The following is a 13,674-nucleotide window of genomic DNA, read 5'->3' on the forward strand; positions in this document are numbered from 1 at the left end:
CACCGGGATGCATGCACCAACGCTTCGCCCTGGGGAGGAGCCCGCGACCCTGGCCAGGGCCGCTCACGCCTGCTGGCAAGCCGATGCCGGCCGCTGGCTCCATGCTGCCAAGACCGCGTTGGCGGTGCTCATGGCCATGTGGCTGAGCATGCGGCTGGAACTGTCGTCGCCGCGTACCGCCATGGTTTCGGTGGTGATCCTGATGATGCATCAGCATAGCGGCATGGTGCTGGCGCGTGGGTTCTACCGTGCCGCGGGCATGCTGGTTGGCAATCTGGCTGCCCTGATGCTGTTCCACGCCTTCCCGCAAGAGCGGGTACTGTTCTTCGCCGCGCTGTCGATCTGGATCGGGCTGTGCGTAGCGGGCGCAGCGTACTACCGAAATTACCAATCCTACGGCTTTGTATTGTCGGGTTATGCCACCTGCATCGCGGCAGTGCCTGCGATCAGCAATCCCTATGGCATCTTCGATAGCATGGTCGTCAGCCTGAGCGAGGTATCGGTGGGCATTCTGTGCGCGGGCCTGGTGAGCGGCCTTGTCTTTCCGCAGCGCGTTACGGCCATACTGCTTGGCGCCGGGCAACAGCATCTCACCAGCTTCATCAGCTTTATCCGGCAGGCCGTGCACGGCGGCCAAGCCGGCAATACGCTGTGGCTGGCCCATCTGCGCCTGACCGGCGAGCGGGCCCAACTAGAAAACCTGCGCAGCGCCACCGTGTTCGAAGACCCGGAGATGCGCGCGAACAACGACCTGATGATTCGCCTGAATCACGATTTCCTGGACGCCGTTGCGCGCTTCCACGGCATTCACCAGTTGCGGGCCCGGTTGATAAAGGTTGCGGACCATCGTGCCGGCGACGCGTTGCGCGACCTGTTCGAGCGCCTGCTTGCCATCCTGCCCGCTGCCGAGGCCGGTGGCCGCCTCAGCCTGGCACAGGTACGCGCGCTGCACGGCGACCTGAAAACCCTGCGGGCCACGTTGCCCGCGCAAATCGTGTCCGCCCGGACGGCCCTGGACGATACCACCCCTGCCACGCGTGATCGCTTTGCCGCGGGCGCCATCCTGCTCGACGACGGCGTGGCCGATCTGCTGGCCTTCACCGGCAACTATGTGGCGTTGCGCACCCAGCGCCCCCCGCGCGCCGCGCCCGTCACCGATGAACGCCCGGAAAAGCTGTTGAACTCGGCCAACCGCGCCTTTGCGCTGGCCTCGGGCGGGCGGGCGTCCATTGCCATCCTGGCCTGCTCTTGGCTGTGGATCGCGTCGGGCTGGAACAATGGCGGCTCCGCCCTCATTTCCACCACCATCGCCATTGCCCTCTACTCAGTCATGCCGCAACCCACCACCGTTGCCAGGCATATGCTGATTGGCTGCCTGGCAGCCTGGATAGCCGGCATGGTGTTCAACTTTGCCATCTTGCCTCGGCTGGACGGCTTCCCGCTGCTGGCCGTGGGCCTGGGGCCGGTCATTCTGGCAGGCAGCTATCTCGGCACCTTCCCGGCCACCGCAATCGTCGGCCTGGGCTTTGGCATCTACTTCTGCTTTCTGACGAACCTGGCCAACCCCGCGCTTTACAATCCCGTGGGCTACCTGGATGGCGGCATCACAACGCTGCTGGGAATCGGCATGGCTTCGCTGGCGTTTGCCACCATCGTGCCGACCGGCAGCGCGTGGCTGGCCGATCGATACCTGCGCCAGTTGCGCGCGATGGTGGCCATGCGGGTCTGCTACGGCTCGCTGGCGGGACTGCGCCTCACCTTCGAGAGCAACATCCGCGACTTCGTCCAGTATGCCGGCACGCGGCCGGCCAGCGGCAGCGCCAGCCGCGAAACCTTGCTGAATTGGTCCTTCGCCGCGCTGGAAATCGGCCTGGCCGTCATCTACATACGTGAAGCCGTGGAGCGGCACGTCATGCCCGGTCCGTGGCAGGCGCAGCAAGACCTGTTGCTGGCGGCCGTCTCGGCACTGTTCCAGAATCCGTCACTGCAGATGCGGGAGCGGGCGCTGAATACGGTCGAACAAGTCATCCGTGAAACCGCCTCGACTGCGGACGGGTCCGGCGGCAACTCCGGTGTTCTCACCGCCGGGCCCGCCCGCGTGCGTGCGCAGTTGCATGTCATCCGGCTGTCGCTGATCGACGACGCATTTCCGCTTTCAGGTCCTCCCGTGCAAGCGGCCGTCGAGGTTGCCTGAGGCCCCCATGGAATCCGCCATCTTCACTGCGCTCCGGGCCCGTTTCGTCAGTTGCTGGTACGCCGGCGCGGTGGCGCTGGCCGGGTGCGCCCAAACCGGCGGCATCGCGCCCGCTTCCACTCCCCTCGATGCCAGCACGGTCGACCCCGGCGCGGCTCTGCGCGCTACGCAACATGACGCCGGCTGGCCGCGGCAAGCCTGGTGGAAGCACATGGGAGACCCCACCCTTGATGCCCTGGTGGTTCAGTCCGTCGCCGGCAATCCCGATATGCGCATCGCGCTGGCGCGCAGCCAGCTGGCCGAAAGCCTGGCTCGCGCAGCCGGCGCGGCGACCGAGCCTAACGTCAGTGCGGGCGGCGCCCTTGGCCGCACGCGCTTTCCACGCCTGGCCACCCCGCAACCGCTGGGCGGCCACACCACGTGGAACAACCACATCAGTATCGATCTTTCCTACGACCTCGACCTGTGGGGGCGCAACCGCGCCATCCTGCAGGGCGCGCTGGACAGCATCCAGGCCAGCGCCGCGGAAGCTCGCGCCGTGCAAGTCAACCTGGAAACCTCGGTAGTCAGGGCCTATGTGGACCTGGCACTGCAATACGCCTTGCTCGACGTGAACCAGGCCAACCTCGTTCGCCAGCGCAATATTTATGACATCGTGCACAAGCGCGCCAGTCATGGCCTCGCCAGCGAACTGGAATCAAGCCAGGCGCAAACCCCGATTCCCGCACTGCAGGCACTGGTGCAGCAGTCAGAGCGCCAGATCGCGCTGTCGAAACACCAGATTGCCATTCTCAGCGGCCAAGGCCCCGGTGGAGGCGACCAGCTCCGGCGCCCCCGCTTGCTGCTGGAAATGCCGGTGGCCGTCCCGGCCTCACTGCCGGCTGAACTGGTCGGACACCGTCCCGACGTCGTGGCGCAGCGCTGGCGCGTGCAGGCCGCGGCACAGAGCATCAAGGCTGCGAAGGCCGACTTTTATCCAAACATCAATCTGGTGGCGAGCATCGGCCTGGCTTCGGCCGCATTCGGCAACTTCTTCACCTTTGTCAGCCGCGATGCGGTTGGCCACAATGTCGGCGCGGCGCTGTCACTGCCGCTGTTCGACGGCGGACGGCGACGGGGCAACTACGGCGTGGCCACCGCCAGCTATGACCTCGCGGTCGAAGCCTACAACAAGACCGTGCTTGCCGCATTCCAGAGCGTGGCGGACGAGGTCATTTCGCTGCAGTCGCTGGGCAACCAGCAAGCGAACATCGAAGCGGCGCTGAATTCCGCGCAGCGCGCCTATGACCTCGCCTCGAAAGGTTACCGGGGCGGCTTCACCGACTACCTGAGCGTGCTCGCCACCGAGAATGAACTCAGGCGGCAGCAGCAGGCCCTGGCGCTGGTGCGGGCCGCCCGGCTGGATGCGTGGGCGCGCCTGATGCAGGCCCTGGGCGGAGGCTTCGACGCCGCGCAGGGCCAGGACTGAACCCATGCGCGAGCGCTGCCATGCCACGTGAAATTGCCCTGTTCTCCGTACTGGTGCCCACGCTGCTGCCGGTGTTCCTGGCCTGCATGGTGCTGTACGAGCTGATCGACGGGCTCTTCGCCCGTGTCGGCCTGTATCGGCGAGTCTGGCATCCGGCCCTGTTCAGGGCGGCGCTCTTTGTCTGCATCTTCAGTGGCACCGGTCTCCTGCTGTGGGACTGATGCGCGAGAACCCGATCATGAAAATCAACTTGCAACCCCTGCTGCGTGTGCTGGCGACCGGTGTGCTGGCCACGGCGGCAATGGCGCTGGGCTACGGCCTGTGGGCGCATTACATGTATTCCCCCTGGACCCGCGACGGCAGGGTACGCGCGGAAGTGATCAACATCGCCGCCGATGTCTCCGGCCCGATTGCACGCGTGGCCGTGCACGACAACCAGGCAGTGCACCGCGGCGACCTGCTCTTCGTCATCGACCAGGAACGCTTTCGGCACGCGCTGGCGCAGGCGCAAGCCCAGGCCCAGGCGCGCAAGGCAGAACTGGACATGCGGCACCAGCAGGCCATGCGGCGCCGCAACCTCGAAAGCTCGGTGGTCTCCGTCGAAAGCCGCGAAGACGTCAGCGCCCAGGAGAAGCAGGCTCTGGCCAATTACCAGGCCAGCCTGGCCGCCCTGGATACGGCGCGGCTCAACCTGCAACGCAGCGAGGTGCGCGCGCCGGTGGACGGCTACGTGACTAACCTGAACCTTTATGCAGGCGACTATGTCAGCGCCGGCGTAGCCCGGATGGCCGTGATCAACAAGCATTCCTACTGGGTCTACGGCTACTTCGAGGAGACCAAGCTGGCCAATGTGCGCGTCGGCGCCAGGGTGGAAGTGCGGCTGATGTCAGGCGGACCGCCGCTGCAGGGCCACGTGGAGAGCATCGCCCGCGGCATCGCGGATCGGGACAATCCCGGCGGCGCCAACTTGCTCGCCGACGTGAACCCGGTCTTTACGTGGGTGCGGCTGGCGCAGCGGATACCGGTGCGCGTCCGGCTGGATGCCGTGCCGGACGACTTTCCCTTGGCCATGGGCCTCACGTGCACGGTGACGGTGTTGGCCCAGGCGCCGTAACCGATTCCCGCGGCATCCTTTTATTGTGTCTTGGGCGTTGGCCTAAGACACAACGCAAACATAAGCGCGACGCCCTGCCCAGCCGGCAAATGCGGCATGGCGGGCAATGAGAAATGGGGAGAAGCGCGTGCGTCAACCCGCGCCCTCGCCGGTGCTAATCGACCTTGACGCCTGACAGCGCGACGATCTTCCGGGTCTCCCGGGTCTGCTCTTCGATATAGCGCGAGAACTGCTCAGGACTCAGCTTCATCGGCACCATCCCTTGCGCGGCAAAGTGCTTTTCCACGAAGTCCTTGTCGTCGAGAATTTCCCGAATGGTTGCATTCAGCTTCTCGACGACCGCGCGCGGCACCTTTGCCGGTGCCAGCACGCCGTAGACCGCCGAGATGTTCATTTCCTTGTAACCGGCTTCGGCAAAGGTCGGCACCTGCGGCAGCGCGCGCGTGCGCTTGTCGCCGCTGACGGCCAGCACCTTGAGCTTGTTGGCCGCGACAAAGCTCTGGATGGTCGGCAATGCCGGGAAGGTCAGCAGGATCTGTCCACCCACGACATCGGCAACGGCGGGCGCCGAGCCCTTGTAGGGCACATGGACGAGATCGGTACCCGCCAGCTTGTTGAACAGCGCACCCATCAGGTGGGGCTGGCTGCCGTTGCCGAACGAGCCATAGCTGAGCGCCTGCGGCCGGCTCTTCGCATAGGCCGCCAGGTCTTTGACGCTGTCGACCGGCAGACTGCCCGAAACAGCCAGCACCAGCGGCACATAACCGATCGCGGCCACCGGCGCAAAGTCGCGCGCGACGTTGTACGACACCGACGGCAGCACCACCGGGTTGAGCACGAAGGTGGCATCGTTGGTCAGCAACAGCGTGTAGCCGTCGGGCCTGGCCTTGGCCACAGCGTCGGCACCGATCACGGTGTTGGCGCCGCTCTTGTTTTCCACCACGACGGGCTGCCCCAGTTTCTCGGACATGCGTTGCGCCAGTTGCCTGGCGATGATGTCGGTGGTCCCGCCAGGTGCGTATGGCACCACCATCCGGATCGGCTGCGTCGGATACGCCTGCGCCAACGCGGTGCCTGCTCCTGCCAGCCAGGCGAGGCCAAACGCCGCGGCACGCAGCGCATGAGTTTTGTGAATTTGCCAGAACATAATGTCTCCATTCATTGGTTTGATGGCGTCCGGCTCGCACGGCCGGATTCCGCTCAGCTGAACAACCAGGGTTCGCGCTGTCGCCGCTCCTGTTCGTAATCCTGTATCCGCCCGGCGTGGCGCAGCGCCAACGCGATATCGTCGAGCCCGTTCAGCAAGCAGTGCTGCTTGAACGGGTCCAGCGCGAAGGCGATGGTCTCGCCGGAGGGCGTGACAACCTGCTGCGCGGCCAGGTCTACCTGCAGCCGGTAGCCGGGTGTCGCCGCGACCTCGGTGAACAGGCGCTCGACCACATCGGGCGCCGCGACGATCGGCAGCAGGCCGTTCTTCAGGCAGTTGTTATAGAAGATGTCGGCAAAGCTGGGCGCAATCAGCGCGCGCAGGCCGAAGTCCTCCAGCGCCCACGGCGCGTGCTCGCGCGACGAGCCGCAGCCGAAGTTCTCGCGCGCCAGCAGAATCGAGGCGCCGCGGTAGCGCGCCTGGTTCAGCACGAAGTCAGGGTTCAGCGGCCGCGTGCTGCAGTCCTGGCCCGGCTCACCGTGGTCAAGGTAGCGCCATTCGTCGAACAGGTAAGGCCCGAAGCCACTGCGCCGGATCGACTTCAGGAACTGCTTGGGCAGGATCGCGTCGGTATCGACATTGGCGCGATCCAGCGGCGCCACCAGGCCGTCCAGCGCGGTAAAAGCTTTCATTGCTCGGTTTCCTCCGGTGGATTACAGCGCGCGCACATCGATGAAGTGCCCCGCCACCGCGGCCGCGGCCGCCATCTGCGGACTGACCAGATGAGTGCGCCCGCCCGGCCCCTGCCTGCCTTCGAAGTTGCGATTCGAGGTGGAAGCGCAGCGCTCGCCCGCCGACAGGCGGTCGTCATTCATGCCCAGGCACATCGAGCAGCCCGGCTCGCGCCATTCGAAGCCGGCGGCGATAAAGACCTGGTCGAGACCCTCTGCCTCGGCCTGCGACTTCACCAGCCCGGAGCCGGGAACGACCAGCGCCTGCCGGATGCGCGGCGACACATGCCGGCCGCGCACGACGGCCGCGGCGGCACGCAGGTCTTCAATCCGCGCATTGGTGCACGATCCGATAAAGACCTTGTCCAGCGCGACCGCCTCGATCGGCGTATTCGGCAGCAAGCCCATGTAGTGCAGCGCCTGCTCGATGCTCTTGCGCCGCACCGGGTCACGCTCGTCGCGGGGATCGGGAATGCGCTCGCCGATGGCCACCACCATTTCCGGCGAGGTGCCCCAGGTCACCTGCGGGCGGATCGTTGCGGCGTCGAGGTCCACCACGGCATCGAAGGCCGCTCCCGGGTCGCTGCGCAAGGTGCGCCAGTAAGCCGTGGCGGCCTCCCACATCGGTCCTGCTGGCGCCTGCACACGCCCGGCCAGGTAGCCCAGCGTGGTTTCGTCCACGGCGACCATGCCGGCGCGTGCACCCGCCTCGATCGCCATGTTGCACACCGTCATGCGCGCTTCCATGCTGAGCGCGCGAATGGTGCTGCCGGCAAACTCGATCACGTGGCCGGTGGCGCCGGCGGTGCCGATGCGGCCGATCAGGGCCAGCGCAATGTCCTTGGAGGCGACGCCGCGCGGCAGTTCGCCTTCGACCCGCACCAGCATCGACTTCGGCTTCTTCATCCACAGGCATTGCGCGGCCAGCACCTGCTCCACTTCCGAGGTGCCGATGCCAAAGGCGAAGGCTGCAAAGGCGCCATGCGTGGAGGTGTGCGAGTCGCCGCACGCGATGCTCATGCCGGGCAAGGTGGCGCCACGCTCCGGTCCGACCACGTGCAGGATGCCCTGGCGCGGATCGTCCATGCCGAAATTGACGATGCCGGTATCCGCGCAGTTCTGGTCCAGTGTCTCGACCTGCGCGCGGCTTACGGGGTCGGCAATGCCAAGCTTGCGCGCGGTGGTCGGCACGTTGTGGTCGGCGGTGGCCAGCACGGACGCCGCGCGCCACACCTTGCGACCGTTCAGGCGCAGCCCTTCGAAGGCCTGCGGGCTGGTCACCTCGTTGACCAGGTGGCGGTCGATATAGATCAGCGCGGGCCCGTCCGGCTCCTGGTGCATCACGTGGCTGGCCCAGAGCTTGTCGAGCAGGCTCGCCGGGCAATCAGGTTCGGTCATTACTTGCCCTTGTCTTCGACGTTGGCCATGGTATGTCAAGCTCCGGTCAGGCGGTACGGCATGCTCGGCCTGCAGTGCTCGTATCGCACGTGGTCCGACGCAGGTGAGTTGGATGCCTAAGGTTGAAAGAAGCGGACCGGGCCGTAAAGCAATGATTGGCGAAGCTGCCATCGCCGTGCGCGATGGCAGCGCTACGCAGCCTGCAGCAGGTGGTCGACCAGCAGCCGCGCAGGCATCGACAGCCCCGCATAGGCACGTACGCCAATGACGAGTTCACGCTGTGCCCAGGGGTCGTCGAGCCGGACGATCCGGATCCCGAGCGTCTGCTGGTATGGCATGGCGCTGCCCGCGGGGAGGATGCCCAGACCAAGGCCGATCTGCACCATCAGGCACAGCGCGTCGTACCCAGTGACATGCATGCGTGGCTTGAACAGCCGCCCGGCTTCGCTCGCCGCCTTGACCAATTGCAGATGAATATGGCTACCGGCATGCAGGCTCACATACACCTGGTCGAGCGTGTCGCGAAACCTGACCGACGGCTGTCCGGCGAGCGCATGACCCTCTGGCACGATCAGCACCAGTTCATCGCGCCGGTACGGAAACGTCTCCACGCCGTGCCCCGCCGCGCCGGCGGTGAAGATGCCCACGTCGGCGGCATTCTCGGCCACCGCCCTGCCGATCATTGCGCTGACACGCTCTTCCAGGTGGATGTCCACCAGCGGATACGCCGCCAGGAACGACTTCAGATGCGCGGGCAGGAATTGCGTGATGGTTGAAATGTTGGCAAAGACCCGGATGCAGCCCCGCACGCCGCCGGCATAGTCGCGCATCCGCACGAGAATATCGTCCAGGTCGTGCAGCACGGCGCGCGCCAAGTGCATCAGCTCGACGCCGGCCGCCGTCGGCAGTACGCCCTTGTTGCTGCGCAGGAGCAGCTCGGTGCCCAGGCCCAGTTCAAGTTCGCTGATGCGCTTGCTGACGGCTGCGGCCGCCAAGTGGGAGCTTTCAGCGGCCGCCGCAATGGAGCCGCCTTCGACGACTGCGACGAACAACCGTAACGAGGTAGGATCGAGCTTCATGATGTTGGGCTTTCCCGGCTTTGTTGCTTCACTACGAACACCTCGTTCTTAGGTCGTGGCCATGATTGTGGATAAAATGCGTCCATGACCTTGACCGCCAAGCCCCAGTCCCAGCCCCCCGCTCAGCAATCCCCGTCGCCGCCCTTGGAGGAAGGCCACCGGGACTATGTCGTGGCCCTGGCGCGGGGGCTTGCCGTGATCCAGGCATTCACGGAAAGCACGCCGGAGATGACCCTCAGCGAGGTGGCTCAGGCGACCGGGATGAGCCCGGCTACGGCGCGCCGCGCGCTGCTTACCCTGCAGTCGCTCGGCTACGTTGGTGCCAACCGGCGGCGCTTCCTGCTGCTGCCCAAGGTGCTGTCGCTGGGCGCGGCGTACCTGAGCTCGATGAACCTGCGCGACGTGGTCCAGCCTTTCCTGCAGGAGGTCGCCGAGCGCTTTCGCGACTCGGTCTCGCTGGCCATCCTGGAAGGCGACAGCGTGGTCTATCTTGCGCACGTGCCCAGCACCCGGCGGATTGCCTTCCGCGCGTCGGTCGGCTATCGCCTGCCCGTGCACTGCACCTCGCTGGGGCTGGCATTGCTGGCTTACGCACCGCAGGCCCAGCAGGAAGCCGTGCTGGCCCGGGCGCCGTTCCAGAAGTACACGCCCTTGACGCTTACCGATGCGGACGACCTGCGCGCCGCGCTGGACCAGGTATGCGAGCAAGGCTATGCATTGCAGGACAGCCAGCTCGAAATCGGCGTGCTGTCGATCGCGGTACCCGTGCGCGACGCCCAGCGCCGCGTTATCGCCGCCATCAACTGCTCCAGCGAATCCGGCCGGTCCAGCCCGCAGGACCTGGTGTCGGAGCGCCTGCCGGCACTGCGCAATGCAGCCGCCCTGATCGAATCGGCGCTGCTGCGCGCCCCGGCGCTGGCGCATTCCATCACGGCCGCGGGCTAGGCAAGCCGACTTATTGCCCGGCAGGCTCGATGGCGATGTCCAGCGTCACCAATTGCCAGTCGTCGCGTTCGGGATGCGGTTGCGCCGGTACGATATGGTCCGGGATGGTGGAGAAAATGCAGTCGACCGGATTGGCGGGATCGCCTTCAAAGTAGATCTGCGACGTCAGCGTCTGGTAGCCGGGATGCAGCACGCGATAGTGAATATGCGGCGCGCGCTCCCGATTGCGGCCCAGCGCCTTCATCAGGACACCGACGGCAGTGTCTTCGCGCCCGACGATGTAACCACCCGGACGAATCGTGTAGACCCGGAAGCCGCCCGCTTCATCGCAGCGCAGCTTGCCGCGCAGGTTGTCTGCGGACTGCGAGTCGTCTTCATTCTCATAGCGTCCGTACTGGTTGGGCTGCCATAGAATGACTTGGGCGCCTGGCACCGCGCGGCCGGTCGCGGCGTCGCGCACCTGCCCCCTGACTTCGAGGCGTTGGCCCGGCTCGTCCTGACTGGCCAGTTGGCAAGGATTGTTGCCTTCCGGAACGTTGTCCTTCGGGAAAGGGCCGGTCACGTTCTGCGCAGTCGCTTCGCCGCCGGAGCGCGCCAGGTCAAGCGCGTGCATGGTCAGGCCCATCATGTCGCACAGCATCACGAGTTCATCCTCCTGCGCCACCCGCTTCAGCCAGTCGGCAATGCGGTATAGCTCGGCATCCGTCAGCTGCAGTTCGTCGAGCATGGCGTGGAAATGGCGCAAGGCGACGGCAAACTTTGCTTGCAGGGCGACATCGGCTCCGCTTGCATCGGCGCACATGGCGTCGAGCGCGCGGACCAGGGTGGTGTTGGCGGCTTGATTCATCGTTTTGTCTCCAATTGTCTGGATGCCGGCGTGGCGGCAGCCACCACGCGGCGCTTTACTCAGCCGGCCGGACCGGCAAGATCTGTTGCCCGCGCGAGCAGCGTCGCGTCAGCTTTCAAGCGGTGTTTGGCCGGCTTGTGCGTGGGCGTATGCGGAATCCGGTCCACCTGCACCACATAGCGCGGTAACTTGTGCGCAGCCAGCCGGTCGCGCCCCCAGTCGACCAGCGCGGCCGGCAGCACCTGCTGGCCGGCACGCAGCTGTATCGCCAGCAGGATTTCTTCCTCGCCCAGCTCTGCCGGCACGCCGATGGCGGCGGCCTCTTCCACGGCCGGATGTTCGCCGAATACGCGGTCGAGCTCAGCGCCAGAGATATTCTCCCCTTTGCGGCGGATCACATCCTTCTTGCGCGCCACGAACACGTAATAGCCGTCGGTGTCCTGGCGCGCCAGGTCGCCCGTGGCGAACCAGCCGTCACGGAATGCGGACTGGGTCTGCTCCGGGTCGCGGAAATATCCCTGCATCAACGTCGGCGTACGGATCAGCAGTTCCCCCTGCTCGCCGGCGGCGACATCGTTGCCGTCATCGCCGACGATGCGTGCCTCTGGCGCGGCGATGCCCGGATCGGGATGGCGCGAGATCAACCCCATGGTCCCCAGCTTGTGCGGTCCGTCGAATGGGTTGGCGATCACGCCGGGGATTTCGGTCATGCCATAGCATTCGATCAGCCGCGGCACATGAAATTCATTGCGCATGACGCGGACCATCTCGCTGGTTTGCGGCGCGATGAACATCTTCGTGATGCTGTGGCCGGGAACGAATTCAGCGCGCGGGCGCCGTGCCAGGATACTGCCGGCAGCGGCAACCAGATTGACCTCGGTGGCGCCGCTGTCCGCGGCGATGCGCCAGAACGACGACGCCGAGAAGCGGCGCAGCAGCACCAGGCAGCCCCCGCATGCCAGCGCGCCGCCCACCGAATACATCAGCGCATTGATGTGGAACAGCGGCATCACGCACATCACCCGTTCGTTCGACTGCAGGTGCATGCGGCCAACGAAAGCCTCCGCGGTCAGCACATAGCCCCGCTGGCCATGCATCGCGCCCTTCGGGAAGCCAGTGGTGCCGGAGGTATAGATGATCATCGCCGTGGCGTCGGCACCAGCCTGCACGCCAGCTGCAGCGTCGGACTCGCCAATCAGCGGCTGCCCGTGATCGCCGGACTCATTGGCGCGCAGCCAGATGCCATTGCCAAGCTGGGCGACGATGGCAGCGGCCGTCTCCAGTGTGGCCGGCGCACAGACCAGGCCCGAAATCTGCGCGTGCCCAAAGACATAGAGCGCCTCGTCAAGCCGATAGTCGGGGTTGGCCGGCACCAGCGTGGCGCCGAGGCGGGCCAGCGCGAACATCAGCACGACCGTGGACGGATGGTTGGCCGACAGCACGCCGATCCGGTCCCCCGCGCGCACCTGCATGTCGTGCGCCAGCCAGGCAGCGGTGCGCTCGACACGCACCGCCAGGTCGGCATAGCTCCAGGTATCGCCCTCGAACAGGATGGCAGGCTTGTCGGGGTGCAGCGCTACGCGGGCCGCCAGGAAATCGGTCAGCGTGAAATCGTGTGGCCGGTATTGCTGCAGCACTTCAAGCGGCGTCCGCGTAGCCGACGCGCGCGCGCCGGCCGGCTTGGCTATCGGATTCATGCAGTCCTGGCCTCCGGCCCGCTGTACGCAATGGCGTGCTCGGCCGCGTCGGCCAGGGCAAAGCCAATCGGCTGTTGCGACTCCTCCTGCAGGTGGGCAATCAGGCTGGCCACCCGCGCGAGCAGTGGCACGCCCTTGAGGGCGCCGGCAGGATAGCCCGCATCGAGCAGTACCGCCGGAATCGCACCGGAAACATTGAGCGGCAAGGCACGCGAGAAGTGCTTTGGCACCGCCGCGGCGACGGCTTCCAGGGCGGCGACATGCTTGCCGGCCAAACCGAGTTCGCGGGCAATTTCCAGCAGCCGGTGGGCACGGGGATCGCCCTCTTTGTGCGTCGGGTGGCCAAAGCCGGGCAACGGCTTGCGCGCGCTGCGCAAGGCGCTCACCACGGCGTCGGCGCTATCGGCCAACGTGCCCTCGCCCCGCCCGTCCAGCACCTCGCGCAGCATCAGGCCGGCCGTTTCCGATGCGCCCAGGATCACCGAGCCGCATCCCAGGATGCCGGCGGCGACAGCGCCCTGCAAAGCGTCGGGCGCGGCCGCCAATGTCATGCGGGCCGCCTGGACCGAGGGCACCAGGCCGTGTTCGGCAATGGCAACCAGGCAGGCGTTGGTGGCCGCCACCAAGTTGGTGCCCGGCAGGCGACCCGTCAACAGGAACAGGAAATACTCGGTGAACCCGATCCGTCCGATCAGCTCACGGCTCAAATTCTTGCCGTGCACGGACACTCCGTGCATGTCCACAAAGGCAATCGCCGTACTGGCCGGCGGACGGTTGGCGGAAGCGGCAGGCATCGGCAGGATCTCCTTTTTTGCGCTACACGAAATATATAGCGTAATGCGAAAATTCTAGGCGATGCCCTTGAGTTAAGCAAGTGAAGTTTTCCGTACCGTATGGTATTGACCTGAACTGCGTACAGGGCAAGCCGGGAGACAAAAAAAAGCCCATATCGGGCGTAAGGGGGTGGATACGGAGAGAATGCAGGTCCACCCCGGAGTACGGCACACGGAGGCCTGATGGGAGGGCAGCAAAAGCGAAAAGCTGGAGCGAATGC

General features: G+C 65.9%; 12 protein-coding genes. 5 read left to right on the top strand and 7 right to left on the bottom strand.

Annotated features, from left to right (window positions below):
* Positions 1-7 precede the first annotated feature (7 nt).
* From E5S69_RS10455 to E5S69_RS10470, 4 genes are read left to right on the top strand one after another with little or no spacing between them, the layout of a single operon-like run.
* A complete protein-coding gene (locus E5S69_RS10455; protein ID WP_171514587.1) occupies positions 8-2,194 on the top strand; it encodes an FUSC family protein in 2,187 nt (728 codons plus the stop codon).
* A gap of 7 nt (positions 2,195-2,201) precedes the next feature.
* Entirely contained in the window at positions 2,202-3,662 is a 1,461-nt protein-coding gene (locus E5S69_RS10460) for an efflux transporter outer membrane subunit (protein WP_171514588.1), read from the top strand.
* A gap of 20 nt (positions 3,663-3,682) precedes the next feature.
* Positions 3,683-3,883, top strand: coding sequence for a DUF1656 domain-containing protein (locus E5S69_RS10465; protein ID WP_171514589.1), 201 nt, complete (start codon positions 3,683-3,685; stop codon positions 3,881-3,883).
* A 23-nt stretch (positions 3,884-3,906) separates the two neighbouring features.
* Positions 3,907-4,776: an efflux RND transporter periplasmic adaptor subunit gene (locus tag E5S69_RS10470; RefSeq protein WP_423766621.1), complete on the top strand. Its 870-nt coding sequence runs from the start codon at positions 3,907-3,909 to the stop codon at positions 4,774-4,776.
* 154 nt (positions 4,777-4,930) lie between these two features.
* On the opposite strand, the gene E5S69_RS10475 is transcribed toward E5S69_RS10470, so the two are convergent.
* The 4 genes from E5S69_RS10475 to E5S69_RS10490 all read right to left on the bottom strand — a co-directional run bounded on the left by E5S69_RS10475 (position 4,931) and on the right by E5S69_RS10490 (position 9,131).
* Complete coding sequence (locus E5S69_RS10475) at positions 4,931-5,923, bottom strand: Bug family tripartite tricarboxylate transporter substrate binding protein (protein ID WP_171514591.1); 993 nt, start codon at positions 5,921-5,923, stop codon at positions 4,931-4,933.
* A 53-nt stretch (positions 5,924-5,976) separates the two neighbouring features.
* Positions 5,977-6,615: a 3-isopropylmalate dehydratase small subunit gene (leuD, locus tag E5S69_RS10480; protein WP_171514592.1), complete on the bottom strand. Its 639-nt coding sequence runs from the start codon at positions 6,613-6,615 to the stop codon at positions 5,977-5,979.
* 21 nt (positions 6,616-6,636) lie between these two features.
* On the bottom strand, positions 6,637-8,052 hold the full coding sequence (leuC, locus tag E5S69_RS10485) for a 3-isopropylmalate dehydratase large subunit (RefSeq protein ID WP_171514593.1): 1,416 nt from the start codon (positions 8,050-8,052) through the stop codon (positions 6,637-6,639).
* Positions 8,053-8,243: 191 nt separating this feature from the next.
* The gene (locus E5S69_RS10490; protein WP_171514594.1) at positions 8,244-9,131 is read right to left on the bottom strand and encodes a LysR family transcriptional regulator; all 888 of its coding nucleotides are present in this window, start codon (positions 9,129-9,131) and stop codon (positions 8,244-8,246) included.
* An 84-nt stretch (positions 9,132-9,215) separates the two neighbouring features.
* Between E5S69_RS10490 and E5S69_RS10495 the strand changes: the two genes are divergently transcribed.
* Positions 9,216-10,076: an IclR family transcriptional regulator domain-containing protein gene (locus E5S69_RS10495; RefSeq protein WP_171514595.1), complete on the top strand. Its 861-nt coding sequence runs from the start codon at positions 9,216-9,218 to the stop codon at positions 10,074-10,076.
* A gap of 10 nt (positions 10,077-10,086) precedes the next feature.
* On the opposite strand, the gene E5S69_RS10500 is transcribed toward E5S69_RS10495, so the two are convergent.
* Genes E5S69_RS10500 through E5S69_RS10510 form a run of 3 tightly spaced genes read right to left on the bottom strand, consistent with a single transcriptional unit; the run spans position 10,087 to position 13,414 of the window.
* Positions 10,087-10,923: a dioxygenase gene (locus E5S69_RS10500; RefSeq protein ID WP_171514596.1), complete on the bottom strand. Its 837-nt coding sequence runs from the start codon at positions 10,921-10,923 to the stop codon at positions 10,087-10,089.
* A 59-nt stretch (positions 10,924-10,982) separates the two neighbouring features.
* Positions 10,983-12,620 (bottom strand): class I adenylate-forming enzyme family protein, encoded by a 1,638-nt coding sequence (locus tag E5S69_RS10505; RefSeq protein ID WP_171514597.1) that lies wholly within the window; start codon positions 12,618-12,620, stop codon positions 10,983-10,985.
* Positions 12,617-13,414: a citryl-CoA lyase gene (locus E5S69_RS10510; protein ID WP_171514598.1), complete on the bottom strand. Its 798-nt coding sequence runs from the start codon at positions 13,412-13,414 to the stop codon at positions 12,617-12,619. Before E5S69_RS10510 ends, E5S69_RS10505 begins: the two co-directional genes overlap by 4 nt.
* Positions 13,415-13,674 lie beyond the last annotated feature (260 nt).

The organism is Cupriavidus necator, from assembly GCF_013141915.1.
Lineage (GTDB): Bacteria > Pseudomonadota > Gammaproteobacteria > Burkholderiales > Burkholderiaceae > Cupriavidus > Cupriavidus necator_B.

Coding starts and splice junctions, on each gene's coding strand:
- E5S69_RS10455 (WP_171514587.1), top strand. CDS start 8: ATGCATGCACCAACGCTTCGCCCTGGGGAGGAGCCCGCGACCCTGGCC.
- E5S69_RS10460 (WP_171514588.1), top strand. CDS start 2,202: ATGGAATCCGCCATCTTCACTGCGCTCCGGGCCCGTTTCGTCAGTTGC.
- E5S69_RS10465 (WP_171514589.1), top strand. CDS start 3,683: ATGCCACGTGAAATTGCCCTGTTCTCCGTACTGGTGCCCACGCTGCTG.
- E5S69_RS10475 (WP_171514591.1), bottom strand. CDS start 5,923: ATGTTCTGGCAAATTCACAAAACTCATGCGCTGCGTGCCGCGGCGTTT.
- leuD (WP_171514592.1), bottom strand. CDS start 6,615: ATGAAAGCTTTTACCGCGCTGGACGGCCTGGTGGCGCCGCTGGATCGC.
- leuC (WP_171514593.1), bottom strand. CDS start 8,052: ATGACCGAACCTGATTGCCCGGCGAGCCTGCTCGACAAGCTCTGGGCC.
- E5S69_RS10490 (WP_171514594.1), bottom strand. CDS start 9,131: ATGAAGCTCGATCCTACCTCGTTACGGTTGTTCGTCGCAGTCGTCGAA.
- E5S69_RS10495 (WP_171514595.1), top strand. CDS start 9,216: ATGACCTTGACCGCCAAGCCCCAGTCCCAGCCCCCCGCTCAGCAATCC.
- E5S69_RS10500 (WP_171514596.1), bottom strand. CDS start 10,923: ATGAATCAAGCCGCCAACACCACCCTGGTCCGCGCGCTCGACGCCATG.
- E5S69_RS10505 (WP_171514597.1), bottom strand. CDS start 12,620: ATGAATCCGATAGCCAAGCCGGCCGGCGCGCGCGCGTCGGCTACGCGG.
- E5S69_RS10510 (WP_171514598.1), bottom strand. CDS start 13,414: ATGCCTGCCGCTTCCGCCAACCGTCCGCCGGCCAGTACGGCGATTGCC.